Source organism: Pseudomonas sp. NPDC087598 (assembly GCF_044743525.1).
GTDB lineage: Bacteria > Pseudomonadota > Gammaproteobacteria > Pseudomonadales > Pseudomonadaceae > Aquipseudomonas.
The window spans coordinates 58,775-77,756 of record NZ_JBIUWQ010000029.1 but is presented as its reverse complement, the minus strand read 5'-3'; the positions used below and the strand labels follow the sequence as shown (position 1 = coordinate 77,756).

The 18,982-nt window shown below is 58.6% G+C and carries 15 protein-coding genes and 1 rRNA gene; 11 read left to right on the top strand and 5 right to left on the bottom strand.

The features are described from left to right. Window positions 1–51 precede the first annotated feature (51 nt). From ACIOWE_RS17150 to ACIOWE_RS17140, 3 genes are all read right to left on the bottom strand, one after another. A 16S ribosomal RNA gene (locus tag ACIOWE_RS17150) occupies window positions 52–1,588 on the bottom strand. A 575-nt stretch (window positions 1,589–2,163) separates the two neighbouring features. Then, window positions 2,164–3,657 (bottom strand): CoA-acylating methylmalonate-semialdehyde dehydrogenase, encoded by a 1,494-nt coding sequence (locus tag ACIOWE_RS17145; RefSeq protein ID WP_401393623.1) that lies wholly within the window; start codon window positions 3,655–3,657, stop codon window positions 2,164–2,166. Between the two features lie 76 nt (window positions 3,658–3,733). Continuing rightward, window positions 3,734–5,083 (bottom strand): aspartate aminotransferase family protein, encoded by a 1,350-nt coding sequence (locus ACIOWE_RS17140; protein WP_201235607.1) that lies wholly within the window; start codon window positions 5,081–5,083, stop codon window positions 3,734–3,736. 138 nt (window positions 5,084–5,221) lie between these two features. On the opposite strand from ACIOWE_RS17140, the gene ACIOWE_RS17135 reads away from it, so the two are divergent. From ACIOWE_RS17135 to ACIOWE_RS17105, 7 genes are all read left to right on the top strand, one after another. Then, complete coding sequence (locus ACIOWE_RS17135; protein WP_401393620.1) at window positions 5,222–6,142, top strand: LysR family transcriptional regulator; 921 nt, start codon at window positions 5,222–5,224, stop codon at window positions 6,140–6,142. Window positions 6,143–6,263: 121 nt separating this feature from the next. After that, window positions 6,264–7,652: a uracil-xanthine permease family protein gene (locus ACIOWE_RS17130; protein ID WP_401393617.1), complete on the top strand. Its 1,389-nt coding sequence runs from the start codon at window positions 6,264–6,266 to the stop codon at window positions 7,650–7,652. Window positions 7,653–7,740: 88 nt separating this feature from the next. Next, the gene (locus tag ACIOWE_RS17125) at window positions 7,741–8,391 is read left to right on the top strand and encodes a TetR/AcrR family transcriptional regulator (protein WP_401393614.1); all 651 of its coding nucleotides are present in this window, start codon (window positions 7,741–7,743) and stop codon (window positions 8,389–8,391) included. Window positions 8,392–8,398: 7 nt separating this feature from the next. Next, window positions 8,399–8,995, top strand: a complete 597-nt coding sequence (locus ACIOWE_RS17120; RefSeq protein ID WP_401393611.1) for an IMPACT family protein — start codon at window positions 8,399–8,401, stop codon at window positions 8,993–8,995. A 519-nt stretch (window positions 8,996–9,514) separates the two neighbouring features. Continuing rightward, window positions 9,515–11,062: an ABC transporter ATP-binding protein gene (locus tag ACIOWE_RS17115; RefSeq protein WP_401393608.1), complete on the top strand. Its 1,548-nt coding sequence runs from the start codon at window positions 9,515–9,517 to the stop codon at window positions 11,060–11,062. A 14-nt stretch (window positions 11,063–11,076) separates the two neighbouring features. Continuing rightward, the gene (locus tag ACIOWE_RS17110) at window positions 11,077–12,183 is read left to right on the top strand and encodes an ABC transporter permease (protein ID WP_401393605.1); all 1,107 of its coding nucleotides are present in this window, start codon (window positions 11,077–11,079) and stop codon (window positions 12,181–12,183) included. After that, a complete protein-coding gene (locus ACIOWE_RS17105) occupies window positions 12,183–13,109 on the top strand; it encodes an ABC transporter permease (protein ID WP_201235622.1) in 927 nt (308 codons plus the stop codon). Before ACIOWE_RS17110 ends, ACIOWE_RS17105 begins: the two co-directional genes overlap by 1 nt. A gap of 58 nt (window positions 13,110–13,167) precedes the next feature. Here the strand turns inward: ACIOWE_RS17105 and ACIOWE_RS17100 are convergent, their stop codons facing one another. Further along, window positions 13,168–13,602 carry a hypothetical protein gene (locus ACIOWE_RS17100; protein ID WP_401393626.1) on the bottom strand — a complete coding sequence of 145 codons (435 nt, stop codon included), beginning with the start codon at window positions 13,600–13,602 and terminating at the stop codon, window positions 13,168–13,170. Window positions 13,603–13,685: 83 nt separating this feature from the next. On the opposite strand from ACIOWE_RS17100, the gene ACIOWE_RS17095 reads away from it, so the two are divergent. From ACIOWE_RS17095 to ACIOWE_RS17085, 3 genes are all read left to right on the top strand, one after another. After that, window positions 13,686–14,036, top strand: coding sequence for a MerR family transcriptional regulator (locus tag ACIOWE_RS17095; protein ID WP_401393601.1), 351 nt, complete (start codon window positions 13,686–13,688; stop codon window positions 14,034–14,036). A gap of 25 nt (window positions 14,037–14,061) precedes the next feature. Beyond that, window positions 14,062–14,748, top strand: coding sequence for an SDR family oxidoreductase (locus tag ACIOWE_RS17090; protein ID WP_401393598.1), 687 nt, complete (start codon window positions 14,062–14,064; stop codon window positions 14,746–14,748). Between the two features lie 254 nt (window positions 14,749–15,002). Continuing rightward, on the top strand, window positions 15,003–16,361 hold the full coding sequence (locus tag ACIOWE_RS17085; RefSeq protein WP_201235628.1) for an 8-oxoguanine deaminase: 1,359 nt from the start codon (window positions 15,003–15,005) through the stop codon (window positions 16,359–16,361). 124 nt (window positions 16,362–16,485) lie between these two features. Here ACIOWE_RS17085 and ACIOWE_RS17080 read toward each other — a convergent pair whose 3' ends face one another. Continuing rightward, on the bottom strand, window positions 16,486–17,577 hold the full coding sequence (locus tag ACIOWE_RS17080) for a calcium:proton antiporter (protein ID WP_201235629.1): 1,092 nt from the start codon (window positions 17,575–17,577) through the stop codon (window positions 16,486–16,488). Between the two features lie 286 nt (window positions 17,578–17,863). Here ACIOWE_RS17080 and ACIOWE_RS17075 point away from each other — a divergent pair, with 286 nt between their 5' ends. Next, the gene (locus tag ACIOWE_RS17075; RefSeq protein ID WP_401393593.1) at window positions 17,864–18,937 is read left to right on the top strand and encodes a BMP family ABC transporter substrate-binding protein; all 1,074 of its coding nucleotides are present in this window, start codon (window positions 17,864–17,866) and stop codon (window positions 18,935–18,937) included. The last annotated feature ends 45 nt before the right edge of the window (window positions 18,938–18,982 follow it).

The window sequence follows — 18,982 nt, the reverse complement described above, 5'->3', positions numbered from 1 at the left end:
ATGAATCAAGCAATTCGTGTGGGAGCTCATGAAGCAGCTGATGTCGTCGATTAAGGAGGTGATCCAGCCGCAGGTTCCCCTACGGCTACCTTGTTACGACTTCACCCCAGTCATGAATCACACCGTGGTAACCGTCCTCCCGAAGGTTAGACTAGCTACTTCTGGTGCAACCCACTCCCATGGTGTGACGGGCGGTGTGTACAAGGCCCGGGAACGTATTCACCGCGACATTCTGATTCGCGATTACTAGCGATTCCGACTTCACGCAGTCGAGTTGCAGACTGCGATCCGGACTACGATCGGTTTTATGGGATTAGCTCCACCTCGCGGCTTGGCAACCCTTTGTACCGACCATTGTAGCACGTGTGTAGCCCAGGCCGTAAGGGCCATGATGACTTGACGTCATCCCCACCTTCCTCCGGTTTGTCACCGGCAGTCTCCTTAGAGTGCCCACCATTACGTGCTGGTAACTAAGGACAAGGGTTGCGCTCGTTACGGGACTTAACCCAACATCTCACGACACGAGCTGACGACAGCCATGCAGCACCTGTCTCAATGTTCCCGAAGGCACCAATCCATCTCTGGAAAGTTCATTGGATGTCAAGGCCTGGTAAGGTTCTTCGCGTTGCTTCGAATTAAACCACATGCTCCACCGCTTGTGCGGGCCCCCGTCAATTCATTTGAGTTTTAACCTTGCGGCCGTACTCCCCAGGCGGTCAACTTAATGCGTTAGCTGCGCCACTAAGAGCTCAAGGCTCCCAACGGCTAGTTGACATCGTTTACGGCGTGGACTACCAGGGTATCTAATCCTGTTTGCTCCCCACGCTTTCGCACCTCAGTGTCAGTATCAGTCCAGGTGGTCGCCTTCGCCACTGGTGTTCCTTCCTATATCTACGCATTTCACCGCTACACAGGAAATTCCACCACCCTCTACCATACTCTAGCTTGTCAGTTTTGAATGCAGTTCCCAGGTTGAGCCCGGGGATTTCACATCCAACTTAACAAACCACCTACGCGCGCTTTACGCCCAGTAATTCCGATTAACGCTTGCACCCTCTGTATTACCGCGGCTGCTGGCACAGAGTTAGCCGGTGCTTATTCTGTCGGTAACGTCAAAACAGCAACGTATTAAGTTACTGCCCTTCCTCCCAACTTAAAGTGCTTTACAATCCGAAGACCTTCTTCACACACGCGGCATGGCTGGATCAGGCTTTCGCCCATTGTCCAATATTCCCCACTGCTGCCTCCCGTAGGAGTCTGGACCGTGTCTCAGTTCCAGTGTGACTGATCATCCTCTCAGACCAGTTACGGATCGTCGCCTTGGTGAGCCATTACCTCACCAACTAGCTAATCCGACCTAGGCTCATCTGATAGCGCAAGGCCCGAAGGTCCCCTGCTTTCTCCCGTAGGACGTATGCGGTATTAGCGTTCCTTTCGAAACGTTGTCCCCCACTACCAGGCAGATTCCTAGGCATTACTCACCCGTCCGCCGCTGAATCCAGGAGCAAGCTCCTCTCATCCGCTCGACTTGCATGTGTTAGGCCTGCCGCCAGCGTTCAATCTGAGCCATGATCAAACTCTTCAGTTCAAACATCTTTGGGTTTTTAAGAAACCCTAAACTTGGCTCAGCAATCGTTGGTTACATCTTTGATTTCTCGCGGAGTAACTTGTGATGCTGATAATCTTGTTGACTATCAGTCTGACCCCACAAGCACCCACACGAATTGCTTGATTCAGTTGTTAAAGAGCGGTTGGTTAAGATCTTTCGTCTCAACCGAGGCGCGCATTCTACAGCAGCCTCATTTGCTGTCAAGTGATTATTTTCAGAAGTTTTCGAAGAATTCCTCAACAACTTCAACCACTTGCGCTTCCGATCTCTCGTCAGCGGGAGGCGAATTCTACAGCGTTACACGCTGCTGTCAACACCTCTTTTTCAACTTCCTTTCGGCTTCGATAAACTGAAGCACCTGCTGTCGAAACCTACATAACTCATTGAATCTCAAGGAGTTTTCCGTTTCGACTGTGCCGGAAGTGGGGCGAATTATAGACACCTGAGATCTGCCGTCAACCTCTATCTTCATAAATCTGTCACATCGGTCAAAAAAGCCGGAAAACGCGAAGGCCGACCTTAAAAGGTCGGCCTTCTGTGCACTGCCCTTCTACTTACAAGCTAGGGAAAGCGAACTGCGACGCTTCATGGCTCGCACGCTGCGGCCAGCGCTGGGTGATGGCCTTGCGACGGGTATAGAATCGCACGCCGTCCGGGCCATAGGCATGCAGGTCGCCGAACAGCGAACGTTTCCAGCCGCCGAAGCTGTGGTAAGCCACCGGCACCGGCAGCGGAACGTTGACGCCAACCATGCCGACTTCGATCTCGTCGCAGAACAGACGCGCCGCTTCACCGTCACGGGTGAAGATGCAGGTGCCGTTGCCGTATTCGTGATCATTGATCAGTTGCATCGCCTCTTCCAGGCTATTCACGCGGACAACGCACAGCACCGGCCCGAAGATCTCTTCTTTATAGATACGCATCTCAGGGGTGACGTTGTCGAACAGGCAGCCGCCGAAGAAGAAGCCTTCTTCATGACCGGCAACGCTCAGACCACGACCGTCGACCACCAGGGTCGCGCCCGCTGCCACGCCGTCATCAACATAACCGCTGACTTTGTCGCGCGCCTGACCGGTCACCAGTGGCCCCATGTCCAGACCGCACGAAGTGCCTGCACCGATTTTCAGTGCCTGGATCTGTGGAACCAGTTTGGCCACCAAAGCATCCGCCACTTGATCACCGACACACACAGCTACCGAAATCGCCATGCAACGTTCGCCGCAAGAACCGTAAGCCGCGCCCATCAGTGCGCTGACCGCGTTGTCCAGATCGGCATCCGGCATCAGCACCGCATGGTTCTTCGCACCGCCCAGTGCCTGAACGCGTTTGCCGCGCTTGGTACCTTCGGCATAGATGTACTCAGCAATCGGCGTCGAACCGACGAAGCTCAGCGCTTTGACTTCCGGCGCTTCGATCAGCGCGTCCACTGCAGTCTTGTCGCCATGAACGACGCTCATCACGCCTTTTGGCAGACCGGCCTCCAGCAGCAGTTGGGCGATCAGCAGCGTGGAGCTTGGATCACGCTCGGACGGTTTGAGGATAAAGCAGTTGCCGCAGACGATCGCCAGCGGATACATCCACAACGGCACCATGGCCGGGAAGTTGAACGGCGTGATGCCGGCAACAATGCCCAGCGGCTGGAAATCCGACCATGCATCGATGTTCGGGCCGACGTTGCGGCTGTACTCGCCCTTGAGGATTTCCGGGGCGGCGCAGGCGAACTCGACGTTCTCGATACCGCGCTTCAACTCACCGGCGGCGTCTTCCAGGGTCTTGCCGTGTTCTTCGCTGATCAATTGCGAGATGCGCGCTTCGTTCTGTTCCAGCAGTTGCTTGAAACGGAACATCACCTGCGCACGTTTGGCCGGTGGCGTATTGCGCCATGCCGGGAACGCAGCCTTGGCGGCATCGATGGCTTTCTGGATGGTTGCCTGACTGGCCAGTGGCAGCTTGTGGATAGCCTGACCGGTGGACGGGTTGAACACATCAACCGCGCGACCGTTCTCGGTCACCAGTTCGCCATTGATCAAATGCGGGATAACGCTCATCGAAAACTCCTGAATTCTTGTCCACGGGCACTCTTTGAGGAGTGCCCGTTTTTGTAGGTATATATAGAAGGAAAAATCAGTCGAGCTTGTTCAGCACTTCGCCGACCGCGTCGAACAGACGATCAAGGTCTTGCGGCTTGCTGTTGAAGGTTGGGCCGAACTGCAGGGTGTCGCCGCCGAAGCGCACGTAGAACCCGGCTTTCCACAGGGCCATGCCCGCTTCGAATGGACGCACGATCGCGTCGCCGTCACGACCGGCAATCTGGATCGCACCGGCCAGACCGAAGTTGCGGATGTCGATGACGTTCTTCGAACCTTTCAGACCGTGCAGCGCGTTTTCGAAATGCGGAGCGACTTCTGCAACGCTCTGGACCAGATTTTCCTTTTGCAGCAGATCCAGTGCCGCCAGGCCTGCGGCGCAAGCCACCGGGTGCGCCGAATAGGTGTAGCCATGCGGGAATTCCACAGCGTATTCCGGCGTCGCCTGGTTCATGAAGGTCTGATAGATCTCGGAGCTGGCAATCACCGCGCCCATCGGAATCGCGCCGTTGGTAATTTGCTTGGCGATGCACATCAGGTCCGGGGTCACGTCGAACGTGGTGGCGCCGAACATGGTGCCGGTACGACCGAAACCGGTGATCACTTCGTCGAACACCAACAGAATGTTGTGCTGATCGCAAATCTCGCGCAGACGTTTCAGATAACCCTGAGGCGGCACCAATACGCCGGCGGAACCGGCCATAGGCTCAACGAACACCGCGGCGATGTTGGAGGCGTCGTGCAGTTCGATCAGTTTCAGCAGCTCATCGGCCAGGGCGATGCCGCCCTGCTCCGGCATGCCACGGGAGAATGCGTTGCTGGCCAGCAGCGTGTGCGGCAGGTGATCGACGTCCATCATCGACTGGCCGAACAGTTTACGGTTGCCGTTGACACCACCGAGGCTAGTGCCGGCGATGTTCACACCGTGATAACCACGGGCGCGGCCGATCATTTTGGTCTTGGTCGCCTGACCTTTCAGACGCCAGTAGGCACGCACCATTTTCACTGCGGTATCGGCGCACTCGGAACCGGAATCGGTGAAGAACACATGGTTCAGATTGCCCGGGGTCAAGTCGGTGATTTTCTCGGCCAACTGGAACGACAGCGGATGGCCGTACTGGAAGCCTGGCGAGTAATCCAGTGTGCCCAGTTGTTTCGAGACCGCTTCCTGAATTTCCTTGCGGGTGTGCCCGGCGCCGCAGGTCCACAGACCCGACAGCGAATCGTACACCTTGCGGCCCTTGTCATCGATCAGCCAGCTGCCTTCGGCGCCAACGATCAGACGCGGGTCGCGCTGGAAGTTACGGTTGGCGGTGTACGGCATCCAGTGCGCGTCCAGCTTCAGTTGGCTGGCCAGTGGCGACGACGCGTTTTCAGGCATGTTCATCGGGCAAAACCTCGCAGGGCATAAGCTTCAGGGAGATAAAAAGCGTTGTTGCAGCTAAATTGCCACGGCGATAAAGTCGGTGAAATTCAACTCTTCTAACCTTCAGTTAGAACTCTGCTAAACATTGAGAATAAAAACATGAGCAGCCGCCGCCCCGATCCGCTGGCCCAGGTCAGTGACTTTGATATCCGCCTGCTGCGGATTTTTCGCAGCGTGGTGGAGTGCGGCGGCTTCTCGGCGGCGGAAACCGTGCTCGGCATCGGTCGTTCGGCGATCAGCCAGCAGATGAGCGATCTCGAGCAACGACTCGGCCTGCGCTTGTGTCAGCGTGGCCGTGCGGGTTTCTCGCTGACCGAAGAAGGCCGCGAGGTTTATCAATCGGCACTGCAGCTATTAAGTGCGCTGGAAAGCTTTCGCACCGAGGTCAATGGCCTGCACCAGCATTTGCGTGGCGAGTTGATCATCGGCCTGACCGACAACCTCGTCACCCTGCCCCATATGCGCATCACCCACGCCCTTGCCCAGTTGAAGGAACGCGGGCCGGATGTGCAGATTCAGATCCGCATGATCGCCCCCAATGAAGTCGAACAAGGGGTGCTCGATGGCCGCTTGCATGTTGGCGTGGTGCCACAGGCCAGTGCGTTGTCGGGACTGGAGTATCAGCCGCTGTATAGCGAGCGCTCGCTGCTGTATTGCGCGGTCGGGCATCCGCTGTTTTATGTCGATGACAAGCAACTCGATGACGAGCGCCTGAACAGTCAGGACGCAATCGCGCCGACGTTTCGGTTGCCGGCGGATATTCAGGCGCATTACCAGGCGCTCAATTGCACGGCCAGTGCCTCCGACCGTGAGGGCATGGCGTTTTTGATTCTGACCGGGCGTTATATCGGTTATTTGCCGGATCATTACGCCGGTCTTTGGGTGCAGCAGGGACGCTTGCGTGCGCTGAAGGCCGGGACGCGTTTTTATGATTTGAGCCTCGCATCGGTCACACGCAAGGGACGGCGCCCACATTTGGTGCTGGAAAGCTTTTTGGAGAGTTTGGCGGCGACGCGTTGAAATTCACCAAAGGTCCAGCCAGATTGGGCTCTGGCGGTGAATTAAACGAATAACCTGAGCAAGTGGACAGCTTTTTGCAGAGCAGGATGAATCTCGATCCATCAACAAGAAGCCCAAGCCCATGCAGCCAGATTCCGAACCGTCCAGCGATTTGATCTACGGCCTCAACGATCGCCCCAAACCGCTCGCTGCAATCCTCGCGGCGCTGCAACATGTGCTCGCCAGTTTTGTCGGCATCATCACCCCGCCGCTGGTGATTGGCTCGGCGCTCGGTTTGACCGCACACCTGCCCTACCTGATCAGCATGGCCTTGATGGTTTCGGGCGTCGGCACCTTTATTCAGGCGCGGCGGCCGTTCGGCATTGGTGCGGGGATGATCTGTTTGCAGGGCACCAGTTTTGCCTTTCTCGGTGCAGTGCTGTCGGCCGGATTTCTGGTCAAACAGCGTGGCGGCAGCCCGGAGGACATTCTGGCGATGATCTTCGGTGTGTGCTTTTTCGGCGCAATCGTGCAGATCGTCCTCAGCCGCTGCATCGGTCAATTGCGCCGAGTGATTACGCCGCTGGTGACCGGAATTGTCATCACGCTGATCGGCATCAGTTTGATCAAGGTTGGCATCACCGATCTGGGCGGCGGTTTCAATGCGCCGGACTTCGGCGCGCCGGGCAATTTGGCATTGGGTGTATTCGTGCTGCTGACGATCATTCTGCTCAACCGCTCGAACACGCCGTGGGTGCGGTTGTCGGCGATCATCATCGGCCTGCTGCTCGGCAGTCTGGCGGCGTGGTTCAGTGGCAAACTCGTGCCGCAGCCATTGCCTGACCTACCGCTGGTGAGTCTTCCTACACCGTTCAAGTTCGGATTCAGCTTCGACTGGACGGCTTTCCTGCCGGTCGCGCTGATTTATCTGATCAGCACCATCGAAACCGTCGGCGACCTCACCGCCAACTGCATGCTCGCCCGGCAGCCCATCAGCGGCCCTTCTTATATAAGTCGCCTGCGTGGCGGGGTGCTCGGTGATGGCGTGAGTTGCATGATCGCCGCGACCTTCAGCGCCTTTCCCAACACAACTTTTGCGCAGAACAACGGCGTGATCCAGTTGACCGGCGTGGCCAGCCGTTATGTCGGGCTGTACATCGGCGCGATCCTGTTCTGCCTCGGGCTGTTCCCGATGATCGGCGCGGTGCTGCAACAGATTCCGAAACCGGTGCTCGGCGGCGCCACATTGGTGATGTTCGGCGCCGTCGCCGCTGCCGGCGTGCGCATCCTCGCGCAGTCGCCACTGGATCGGCGCAGCATGCTGATCATCGCCACCTCGTTCGGCGTCGGCCTCGGCATCGCCGCGCAACCGAACCTTTTACACTTGCTGCCAAAGCTTGTGCAGAACCTGTTCGACTCAGCGATTACCAGCGGCGGACTGACGGCGATCATCCTTTGCCTGTTGCTGCCGGAGGCCAAAAGCGCGCCTGTCGAAGTACCTGCACCACTGAACAAGATCGAACAGGCGTAACGGTTTTATCGCTTCAGGGCTTGTCGGATGCCTGTGGGTGCGCTATCAACGCAATTGGTTGCACCCACAGACAAACCCGGAAGTGCCTATGACCTTTGAAGTCCCCGCTCACGGCGGCAAGCCCGCCAGCCGCATTCGTCAGAAGAACGAAGAGACCATCCTCAAAGCCGCCGAAGACGAGTTCGCCCGTCACGGGTACAAAGGCACCAGCATGAACACCATCGCCCAGAATGCCGGGTTGCCCAAGGCAAACCTGCATTACTACTTCACCAACAAGCTTGGGTTGTACGTCGCGGTGCTGAGCAACATCATCGAACTGTGGGACAGCACCTTCAATACCCTCACCGCCGAGGACGATCCGGCCGAAGCGCTGACCCGCTACATCCGCGCAAAAATGGAATTCTCCCGCCGCCAGCCGCAAGCCTCGCGCATCTTCGCGATGGAAGTGATCAGCGGTGGCGAATGCCTGACCGAGTATTTCAACCAGGACTATCGCGCCTGGTTCACCGGCCGGGCGGCGGTGTTTCAGGCGTGGATCGATGCGGGGAAAATGGACCCGGTCGACCCGGTACACCTGATCTTCCTGTTGTGGGGCAGCACCCAGCATTACGCCGACTTCGCCACGCAGATCTGCCGGGTCAGCGGTCGCAGCAAGTTGACCAAGCAAGATATGGAAGACGCCGGCAACAACCTGATCCGCATCATTCTCAAAGGCTGCGGCCTCACTCCTACTATTTAAGACGTCTATGCCTTTCACCCTCAGCGGTTTTTGCGAGTACCGCGAAGAGATTCGCAAAAGCCGCTTCATCACCTACGCCACACCAATCGGCAGCCCCGCCGAGGCGCAGGCGTTCTTTGAACAGCACAGCGACTTGAACGCCTCGCACAATTGCTGGGCGTGGAAACTCGGCGATCAATATCGCAGCAACGATGACGGCGAGCCCGGTGGCACGGCCGGGCGACCGATTCTGGCAGCGATTGAAGCGCAGGATTGCGATCAGGTCGCGGTGCTGGTGATTCGTTGGTATGGCGGCATTCAACTGGGCACCGGCGGATTGGCCCGAGCCTATGGCGGTGGTGCGAACAAGTGCCTGCAAACGGCGGCCAAAGTCGAGTTGATCAGCCGTATACCGCTGCGTTGCGCTTGCGGGTTTGCCGAGTTGGCGCTGGTGAAATTGCGGGTGGCGGATCTGGGTGGGTTGGTGGTGGAAGAAAACTTCACCGCCAATGGCGTGGAGTTGCAGTTGGCGGTGGGTGCGGCGCAGATTGATGTTCTGCAATCGCAGCTCGCCGATCTCAGCCGTGGGCGGATTCTTCTACAGCGCAACGCTGCGATTTTTTAGGGCATTGGCTATTTCTCTTATTCCCGCAAGTTGCCCACATCTGCTGTGCACCCGACTGTGGATAACCTGAGTACATTCCTCTGTAACCCTTCTGTCACGCGGCTTTGCGGGGTTTGCTCAATTTTCGTTCAATTCGCCAGACGAAATGCAAATCCTACGCAAAAACAATCAGTTAGCACTGTTTATCACCTTTAGAAGAAAGCACCCCGATGCTTATGCCCGGGTTTTCGGCTTGCGCACAATAACTGTGGAACAACCTGTGGATAACCCGTTCATGGCTGGCGCAGTAGCAGGTACTGCATAGGCCCCACCAGTTTGCTCGTTTTTTGATCAGTGGCCGACGGGCAAAACTGGAGCCTGCTCAATGGCTTTGCGCCGAATTGGTGCCGTGAATCTGCTCGACTTAGGCTGCGAAGCTCTGCGTTCAGCACTTGCGAGCAGGGGCTGCACAGGTTCCTGACTCAATGGCCAGGAAATTGCTTTATCCACAGGCACAACTCCAAGCCAGTCGAGCCTGCCATGCCCATCGCCGATTCAACCCCGCGCCTGCAACTGCGCCATATCAGCAAACGCTACCCCGGTTGTCTGGCCAATGACGCCATCGACCTGAGCATCGCGCCCGGTGAAATTCACGCCCTGCTCGGCGAAAACGGTGCGGGCAAAAGCACGTTGATGAAGATTATCTACGGAGTGACTCAGGCCGATTCCGGCGAGATGCTCTGGCAAGGACAGCGGGTGAATATCCGCAATCCGGCGCAGGCACGGCAACTGGGCATCGGTATGGTGTTCCAGCATTTTTCGCTGTTCGAAACGCTCAGCGTGGCGCAAAACATTGCGTTGGCGATGGGCGCTGCGGCCGGCACGCCGAAACATCTGGAACCGAAAATTCGTGAGGTATCCAACCGCTACGGCATGGCGCTGGAACCTGCGCGACTTGTCCACAGCCTGTCGATCGGTGAGCGGCAACGGGTGGAAATCATTCGTTGCCTGATGCAGGACATCCGCCTGCTGATCCTCGATGAACCCACCTCGGTGCTGACGCCGCAGGAGGCTGACGAGTTGTTCGTTACCCTGCGCCGCCTCGCCGCCGAGGGCTGCAGCATTCTATTCATCAGTCACAAACTCGGCGAAGTGCGCGCCTTGTGCCACAGCGCCACGGTATTGCGCGGCGGGCGCTTGGCCGGGCATTGCGTGCCGGCCGAGTGTTCGGATCAGCAATTGGCGCAGTTGATGGTCGGTGAAGCGGCGGCGTTGATTGGTGACTATCCGAAGGTCTGCGGTGGCGCGGCGTTTTTGCAGGTCAGTGGCTTGAACTGGCACAACCCGGACCCATTCGGCTGCTCGTTGACGGCTGTCGACTTACAAGTACGCAGCGGTGAAATCGTCGGCATCGCCGGGGTGGCCGGCAATGGTCAGGATGAATTGCTCGCGTTGCTCAGTGGCGAACAAACCCTGCCCCGTGCCGAGGCTGCAACCATTCGCTTCGGCGAAAAAAACGTCGCCGATTTACGCCCCGATGCGCGACGCAAACTCGGTCTGGCGTTCGTACCCGCCGAGCGACTGGGTCACGGCGCGGTGCCGGAGTTGAGTCTGGCGGACAACGCCCTGCTCACTGCTTTCCAACAAGGATTGGTCAGCAACGGCTTGATCGAGCGCGGCAAAGTCGAAGCCCTCGCCGAAACAATCATTCAGCGCTTCGGCGTGAAAACCCAGGGCACACAAGCCGCCGCGCGCAGTCTGTCCGGCGGCAACCTGCAGAAATTCATCCTCGGCCGGGAAATCCTCCAGCAACCGAAACTACTGATCGCTGCGCACCCGACCTGGGGCGTTGACGTCGGCGCCGCCGCCACCATCCACCGCGCACTGATCGCATTACGCGATGCCGGTGCGGCGATTCTGGTGATTTCCGAAGACCTCGACGAACTGTTCCAGATCAGCGACCGCCTCGGTGCGTTGTGCGGCGGCAGAATCTCGGCGCTGCAAAACACCACAGACACCTTGTTGAGCGACGTTGGCGGCTGGATGGCCGGTCAGTTCGACGCCGCGCAAAAACACGCCACGGTTTAACGGAGTTTTCAAACATGCTGCTTTCCCTCGAACCCCGTGGCCAGCAATCACGCCTGATGCTCTGGTGCTCGCCGTTACTGGCGGCAGCGCTGACGCTCGGTTGCGGTTCGCTGCTGTTCATCGCCCTCGGCCATGATCCGCTGCAAACCTTGTACACCTTGTTAATCGCGCCGGTCAGCGACTTGTATGGCGTCTCGGAATTGCTGGTCAAAGCCCTGCCGATTCTGCTTTGCGCGCTCGGCCTGGCGGTGGCTTATCAAGCGCGCATCTGGAACATCGGCGCCGAAGGCCAATTGCTCTTCGGCGCCTTGGCCGGCAGTGCCCTGGCGGTGAACATCATCGATGTGCAAAGCCGTTGGGCGCTGGCGTTGATTCTGCTCACCGGCACCCTCGCCGGTGCTGCGTGGGCCGGGTTGACGGCGTGGCTGCGCACACGCTTCAACGCCAACGAAATCCTCACCAGCATCATGCTCAATTACATCGCGCTGAACCTGCTGCTGTTCTGCGTGCACGGGCCGTTGAAGGACCCGGCCGGTTTCAACTTTCCCGAGTCGGCGATGTTCGGCGACGCCAGCCGTTTGCCGCTGTTGATGGAGGATGGCCGCGTGCACGCCGGGGTGTATTTCGCCCTGCTCGCGCTGGTCGCGGTGTGGGTGTTGTTGCAGAAAAGCTTTGTCGGTTTCCAGATCAAAGTGCTCGGGCTGGACAAGCGCGCGGCAGGGTTTGTCGGCTTTCGCGAGAAGCGGCTGATCTGGCTGGCGCTGCTGATCAGTGGTGGTCTTGCCGGGTTGGCCGGGGTCTGTGAAGTCACCGGGCCCATAGGCCAATTGGTGCCGCAGGTATCGCCGGGTTATGGCTACGCGGCGATTACCGTGGCGTTTCTCGGGCGACTGAATCCGCTCGGGATTGTGTTTTCGAGTCTGCTGATGGCGCTGCTGTACATCGGCGGCGAGAGCGCACAGATGACCCTCAATCTGCCGCAAGCGATCACCCAGTTGTTCCAGGGAATGATGCTGTTTTTCCTGCTCGCCTGTGACGTGCTGATTCTCTATCGGCCACGCTTGAAACTGCGCTGGGCACGGCGTACCTCGACCACCGCCGTAACTGCCGGAGCGCTGTGATGGATATCGATCTGTTGAGCAATATTTTCTACGCCATGGTGCGTTGCGGTACGCCGCTGCTGTTGGTGGCGCTGGGTGAATTGATCTGCGAAAAGAGCGGCGTGCTCAACCTCGGACAGGAAGGGATGATGCTGTTTGGCGCGGTGATCGGTTTTATCGTCGCCCTCAACAGCGGCAACCTGTGGCTCGGTGTGTTGCTGGCGATGCTTGCCGGGATGTTGTTGTCGTCGCTGTTTGCCCTGGTGGCGCTGGTGTTCAATGCCAATCAGGTGGCGACCGGGTTGGCGCTGACGATTTTTGGCGTGGGCCTGTCGACCTTTGTTGGTGCGGCGTGGGTCGGTAAACCATTGGCGGGTTTTGAGCCATTGGCGATTCCGTACTTGAGTGAAATCCCGCTGATCGGGCGGATGCTGTTTGCTCAGGATCTGCTGGTGTATCTATCGTTCGCACTGTTTGCGCTGGTGGCGTGGGTGATCATCAAGAGTCGTGTCGGGTTGATCATTCAGGCCGTCGGCGAGAACCCGGATGCGGCCAGTGCGATGGGTTTGCCGGTGTTGACTGTGCGTACCTTGGCGGTGCTGTTTGGCGGCGCGATGGCCGGGTTGGCCGGGGCGTATCTGTCGCTTGCGTATACGCCGATGTGGGCGGAAAACATGACCGCCGGACGCGGCTGGATTGCGCTGGCACTGGTGGTGTTTGCCAGTTGGCGGGTGTGGCGGTTGTTGCTCGGCGCCTATCTGTTCGGCCTCGCCAGCATCCTGCATCTGGTGGCACAGGGGTTGGGGCTGGCGATTCCGTCTAGTCTGCTGGCGATGCTGCCGTATGTGGCGACGATTGTGGTGCTGGTGGTGTTGTCGCGCGATGCGTTGCGTACGCGGCTGTATGCACCGGTTTCGCTGGGGCAGCCGTGGCAGTCAGGGCATTGATGCGGTGATTTTAATGGCCCCATCGCTGGCAAGCCAGCTCCCACAGGTTCAGCGGTGATTACAAATTTTGTGCACGACACAAACACTGTGGGAGCTGGCTTGCCAGCGATTGGGCCCGAACAGGCAACACCTGTGCAACGCCCCACGCCAGCTCGAAGACCAGGAAAACCAGCAGAATCGAACTGGCGCCATGCAGCAGCGCATAGCCCTGCCAAGCCGCAAACAGAAACCGCGCGACCGCGTCATAACGTCCATAAAGCGCCTGCGGATCGCGAATCCGCAGCACCGCCCACACGCAAACCACTGACCCCAGCAGGTTCGCCATCAGCACATGCGCAGGCTGGAACGCCGGCAAGTCCCCCGGCAGATTCAGCGCGGTCAAAAAACCATGCAGCGCGGCAAAACTCCACGGCGTGGCAAACGCCGCCGTGACGATCAGGTCATACCAGGCACTGCCGCGCACCACGTTTCGATATTGCTTCGAAGTCCACATCATCCATGCTCCAGAAATTTGAGGAGCAAGCACGGTAAAGCCTGGAGTATGCTCCAGGGTCAATAGCCCTTTTGAGAACCCGCATGCGCATCGGTGAATTGGCCCAGGCCAGCGCAGTCAGCCGCGACACTTTACGTTTCTACGAGCAGCGTGGATTGATCGCGGCGCAGCGCAGTGCCAACGGTTATCGCGACTATCCGCCGGAGATGGTGCAACTGGTGCTCTACATCAAGACTGCGCAACGGCTGGGCTTTACCCTCGGCGAGATCGGCAACAGCGTCGCCGCCCTGTGGAACGCACCCGACCCGGATAATGCCGTGGCGCAGTTGCTGCGCGACAAACTGCAACTGATCGAAACCCGCATGAGCGAACTCGACGCGCTCCGTCATGAGTTGCAACTACGGCTCGGTCAGGCGTGTCCATTAAATCCGTGAACCGTAACCTTCAAGGAACCCCATCATGTCCCAGGCAAAAAACGCACTGATCATCGGCGCCTCCCGTGGCTTGGGCCTCGGGCTGGTGAAAACCCTGCTGGCTGACGGCTGGCAAGTAACGGCCACGGTGCGTAATCCGCAAAAGGCCGAGGCGCTGCAAGCGCTGGGCAAGGTGCGCATCGAAAAGCTGGATATGGACGACCAGCAAGCAGTGATCGCCCTGAGTCAGCAGCTCAAAGGTGAAACCTTCGACCTGCTGTTCGTCAACGCCGGGGTCAAAGGTCCGGATGTACAAACACCTGGCGGGGCGACACTGGCCGAAGTCGGGCAACTGTTTTTCACCAACGCCGTGGCGCCGATCAATCTGGCTCAGCGTTTTGTCGGGCAGATCCGCGAAGGCAGCGGCGTGCTGGCGTTCATGAGTTCGGTACTCGGTAGCGTGACCATGCCCGATGCGCCGGAACTGGCGCTGTACAAGGCAAGCAAGGCTGCACTGAATTCAATGACCAATAGTTTCGTCACTCAGTTGGGTGAGCAGAAACTGACTGTGCTGTCGCTGCACCCGGGTTGGGTGAAGACCGACATGGGTGGTGAAGGCGCCGACATTGATGTCGAGACCAGCACGCGCGGTTTGATTGATCAGGTGAATGCGTTTACCGGCAAGGGTGGGCATCACTTTGTGAATTACAAGGGTGAAACCATTCCCTGGTAAACCCACAAATCTCCTGTAGGAGTGAGCCTGCTCGCGATAGCGGTTTGTCAGATACAAATCATTCGACTGACACACCGCTATCGCGAGCAGGCTCACTCCTACAAGGGCATTGTGTTGTCCGGTCGGGCGGGGCTTGCCCGATGCAACAATTTGTTTGAAACTGCGCACCTCGTCCTTCGCGGCGACCCTGGATCAGCAGACAGGGCATCACTGAGCTGGCAACCCTGAACCCAACTTTCAGAGGAGCCGGCAAAATGCCCGCGACCCGTACCTGGTTAAAAAATCCCCTCGCCATTTTCACCTCCAACGAGCTTGATGCCCGTGGCGGTCTTGTCGTGCAAGACGGTGTCATCGTCGAAGTGCTCGCTGCTGGTCAACAGCCGTCCGCGCCATGCAATGAAGTGTTCGACGCCCGTGAGCATGTGATCCTGCCGGGCCTGATCAACACCCACCATCACTTTTATCAAACCCTGACTCGCGCCTGGGCGCCGGTGGTCAATCAGCCGTTGTTCCCGTGGCTGAAAACCCTGTACCCGGTGTGGGCACGCCTGACCCCCGAGAAACTCGCCCTCGCCACCAAAGTGGCATTGGCTGAGCTGTTGCTGTCGGGCTGCACCACCGCTGCCGACCACCACTACCTGTTCCCGGACGGTCTGGAAAACGCCATCGACGTGCAAGTCGAAACCGTCCGTGAACTGGGCATGCGCGCCATGCTCACTCGTGGCTCGATGAGCCTCGGCGAGAAGGACGGTGGTTTGCCGCCGCAGCAGACCGTGCAGGAAGGTCAGGTGATTCTCGACGACAGTCAGCGCCTGATTCACGAGTACCACGAGCGTGGCGATGGCGCGCAAATCCAGATCGCGCTGGCGCCGTGCTCACCGTTCTCGGTGACCCCGGAAATCATGTCGGCCAGCGCCGAACTGGCGAACAAACTCGACGTGCGCCTGCACACGCACCTCGCCGAAACCCTCGATGAAGAAGACTTCTGCCTGCAGCGTTTCGGCCTGCGTACCGTCGATTATCTGGACAGCGTCGGCTGGCTCGGCCCGCGCACCTGGCTGGCTCACGGCATTCACTTCAACCCGGACGAAATCGCCCGCCTCGGCCAGGCCGGCACCGGTATCTGCCATTGCCCGAGTTCGAACATGCGTCTGGCCTCCGGCATTTGCCCGAGTATCGACCTGACTGATGCTGGGGCGCTGTTTGGTCTGGGCGTGGACGGCTCGGCCTCCAACGATGCGTCGAACATGATTCTTGAAGCGCGTCAGGCGTTGTATATCCAGCGTCTGCGTTATGGCGCCGAGAAGATCACCCCGGAGCGTGTACTCGGCTGGGCGACCAAGGGCTCGGCGAGCCTGTTGGGCCGTACCGACATCGGCGAACTGGCGGTGGGCAAGCAAGCGGATCTGGCGTTGTTCAAACTGGATGAACTGCGTTTCTCCGGCAGCCACGACCCGATTTCGGCGTTGCTGCTGTGCGGTGCCGATCGTGCCGATCGAGTGATGATTGGCGGTAAATGGCGCGTGGTGGATGGGCAGGTTGAAGGGCTTGACCTCAAAGGCCTGATCGCCGATCACAGCCAGGCAGCGCGCCAGCTGATCGCCGGTACCTGATCCACCACTGATCAAACCTGTGGGAGCGAGCCTGCTCGCGAAGAGGGAATGTCAGGCAACATTATTGTTGAATGACACACCGCTTTCGCGAGCAGGCTCGCTCCCACATTGTTTTCCGCCAGCCTTAAAGTCCGAGCAGGGACAGCATGATGAAGGTCGCAAACAGCACAAAGTGCGTCATGCCCTCAATGGCATTGGTCTCGCCGTCATTGAGGTTGATCGCGCTGACGATCAAGGTGATGAAGATCATCACGGTCTGAACCGGCGTCATCGCCATTTGGAACGGCTGGCCGGTATACAACGCCATCGCTTCCATCACCGGCACGGTCAGGATCACCGTCGACAACGACGCCCCCATCGCGATGTTGACCACCGACTGCATGCGGTTGGCCAATGCCGCGCGCAACGCGGTCAGAATCTCCGGCGCTGCGGAAATCGCCGCCACCAGAATCGCCGTGATCACCGGCGGTGCGCCCGTGCCTTCCAGGCCCAGATCGAGGGTCTTCGACATCACTTCGGCGAGTGCGCCGATCACCACCACACCGAACACCAGAATGCCGATCGACAACGCCAGACTGACCGGTTTCGGTTCCTCTTCCACCGGCTCTTTCTTGCGGCGTTTGTCCGGGTAGCTGTAGCTGAAAAAGTAACTGTGCGGGCCGACCTGCATGCGCAGGAACAACGCATAAAGCACCACCATCGCGCCGATGGTAAATGCTGAATAAATCTTCCAGTTGGCTTCGGGGATGAACTCCGGCACCACCATCGACACGCCCATCGCGGTGAGGATCATCACGCTGTAGCTGCGTGCCGAGTCGTCGTTGTAGGACTGCTCGCCGTGCTTGATCCCGCCCATCAGAGCGGCGAGGCCGAGGATGCCGTTGATGTCGAGCATCACCGCCGAATAAATCGTGTCGCGCACCAGCGTCGGCGAGGCTTCGTTGCTCATCATGATCGCCAGGATCACCACTTCCACCAACACCGCGGCCAGCGTGAGAATCATCGTGCCGTAGGGGTCGCCGACTTTTTCCGCGAGCAACTCGGCCTGATGGGCCACACGCATCGAGGCGGCGACGATGAAAGCGATCAGCACCAAGCCTGAGATCAGCGCAACGATCTGGCCGCTGTGCAGCATCCAGTGTTCCAGCGGATAGGCAACGCACGCGGCGATGACGGCCAGCAGCAGAAAGCTTTCTTGCTTGAGGATGGTGAGCATGACGGGCCTTTTGCCGAGAGAGTCGAATGAGCTACTGACTGCGGGGCGGCGCTAACGTTTCGTTACACCTTAGCGCACCAGCGAATAGCAGCTAGTTCGACAGATGCCCTTTTATTGGCCTTATCGGCCTCTTCGCGAGCAGGCTCGCTCCCACATTGAGATGCATTCCCCTGTGGGAGCGAGCCTGCTCGCGATGGCCGTTACGCGGTTTTGGAAAGTTTGTTGTCCTGTTGGTCAGCAATTTGCATTGGCCTCGACCACACACAACAAAATGGAGCTCAAATTCATGCAAATGCGTCCGCTACACAAACTGCTGTGCGCCGCCATCGGTCTGGGGATCAGCCTGAGCGCCAGCGCTGCCGATCCGCTGAAGGTCGGTTTCGTCTACATCGGCCCGATCGGCGACCACGGCTGGACCTATCAGCATGAGCAGGGGCGCAAGGCACTCGCGGAAAAATTCGGCAATCAGATCACCACCAACTACGTGGAAAACGTCGCCGAGGGCGCCGACGCCGAGCGGGTGATCCGTAACATGGCCAAGGACAAATACGACCTGATCTTCACCACCTCCTTCGGCTACATGAACCCGACCGTGAAAGTCGCCAAGCAGTTTCCCAAGGTGACCTTCGAACACGCCACCGGCTACAAGCAGGACAAGAACCTCGGCACCTATCTGGCGCGCACCTATGAGGGTCGTTACGTCGGTGGTTTCCTCGCAGCGAAGATGACCAAAACCAAAAAGATCGGCTACGTCGCTTCGTTCCCGATTCCGGAAGTGATCCGCGACATCAATGCCATTCAACTGGCCCTGAACAAATACAACCCAGGCACCGAGATCAAAGTGGTATGGGTCAATTCCTGGTTCGATCCGGGCAAAGAGGCCGATGCCGCGAATGCGCTGATCGATCAGGGCGTCGACGTGGTGTTCCAGCACACCGACAGTCCGGCGCCGATTCAGGCGGCCGAACGCCGTGGTGTGTACGCCGTAGGTTACGCCTCGGACATGGCACACTTCGGCCCGAAAGCGGTGCTGACTTCGATCGTCAATGACTGGGCGCCGCATTACATTCAGGCGACGCAAAGCGTGATCGACCACACCTGGAAACCTCAGGATTACTGGGGCGGACTGAAGGAAGGCACGGTTGAACTGCCGATCAGCGATCTGGTGCCGGCACCGGTGAAAGCCGAGGCCGAGCAGATCATCGCCGACATCAAGAGCGGCGCGTTGCAGCCATTTACCGGGCCGATCAAAGATCAGAGCGGCGTGGAGAAAATCCCCGCAGGCGTGAGCGCGACCAATGCGGAACTGGCGTCGATGAACTATTACGTGGAAGGCATGAAGGCCGAGATGCCGAAGTAATCCCGGGCCTATCACCTTCCCCTGTAGGAGTGAGCCTGCTCGCGA

Excerpts from the sequence above, each read along its gene's own strand:
- ACIOWE_RS17120 (WP_401393611.1), top strand. The coding sequence starts at position 8,399 with ATGCCTTTCACCCTCAGCGGTTTTTGCGAGTACCGCGAAGAGATTCGC.
- ACIOWE_RS17080 (WP_201235629.1), bottom strand. The coding sequence starts at position 17,577 with ATGCTCACCATCCTCAAGCAAGAAAGCTTTCTGCTGCTGGCCGTCATC.
- ACIOWE_RS17085 (WP_201235628.1), top strand. The coding sequence starts at position 15,003 with ATGCCCGCGACCCGTACCTGGTTAAAAAATCCCCTCGCCATTTTCACC.
- ACIOWE_RS17135 (WP_401393620.1), top strand. The coding sequence starts at position 5,222 with ATGAGCAGCCGCCGCCCCGATCCGCTGGCCCAGGTCAGTGACTTTGAT.
- ACIOWE_RS17095 (WP_401393601.1), top strand. The coding sequence starts at position 13,686 with ATGCGCATCGGTGAATTGGCCCAGGCCAGCGCAGTCAGCCGCGACACT.
- ACIOWE_RS17145 (WP_401393623.1), bottom strand. The coding sequence starts at position 3,657 with ATGAGCGTTATCCCGCATTTGATCAATGGCGAACTGGTGACCGAGAAC.
- ACIOWE_RS17130 (WP_401393617.1), top strand. The coding sequence starts at position 6,264 with ATGCAGCCAGATTCCGAACCGTCCAGCGATTTGATCTACGGCCTCAAC.
- ACIOWE_RS17075 (WP_401393593.1), top strand. The coding sequence starts at position 17,864 with ATGCAAATGCGTCCGCTACACAAACTGCTGTGCGCCGCCATCGGTCTG.
- ACIOWE_RS17105 (WP_201235622.1), top strand. The coding sequence starts at position 12,183 with ATGGATATCGATCTGTTGAGCAATATTTTCTACGCCATGGTGCGTTGC.
- ACIOWE_RS17110 (WP_401393605.1), top strand. The coding sequence starts at position 11,077 with ATGCTGCTTTCCCTCGAACCCCGTGGCCAGCAATCACGCCTGATGCTC.
- ACIOWE_RS17115 (WP_401393608.1), top strand. The coding sequence starts at position 9,515 with ATGCCCATCGCCGATTCAACCCCGCGCCTGCAACTGCGCCATATCAGC.
- ACIOWE_RS17140 (WP_201235607.1), bottom strand. The coding sequence starts at position 5,083 with ATGAACATGCCTGAAAACGCGTCGTCGCCACTGGCCAGCCAACTGAAG.
- ACIOWE_RS17100 (WP_401393626.1), bottom strand. The coding sequence starts at position 13,602 with ATGTGGACTTCGAAGCAATATCGAAACGTGGTGCGCGGCAGTGCCTGG.
- ACIOWE_RS17125 (WP_401393614.1), top strand. The coding sequence starts at position 7,741 with ATGACCTTTGAAGTCCCCGCTCACGGCGGCAAGCCCGCCAGCCGCATT.
- ACIOWE_RS17090 (WP_401393598.1), top strand. The coding sequence starts at position 14,062 with ATGTCCCAGGCAAAAAACGCACTGATCATCGGCGCCTCCCGTGGCTTG.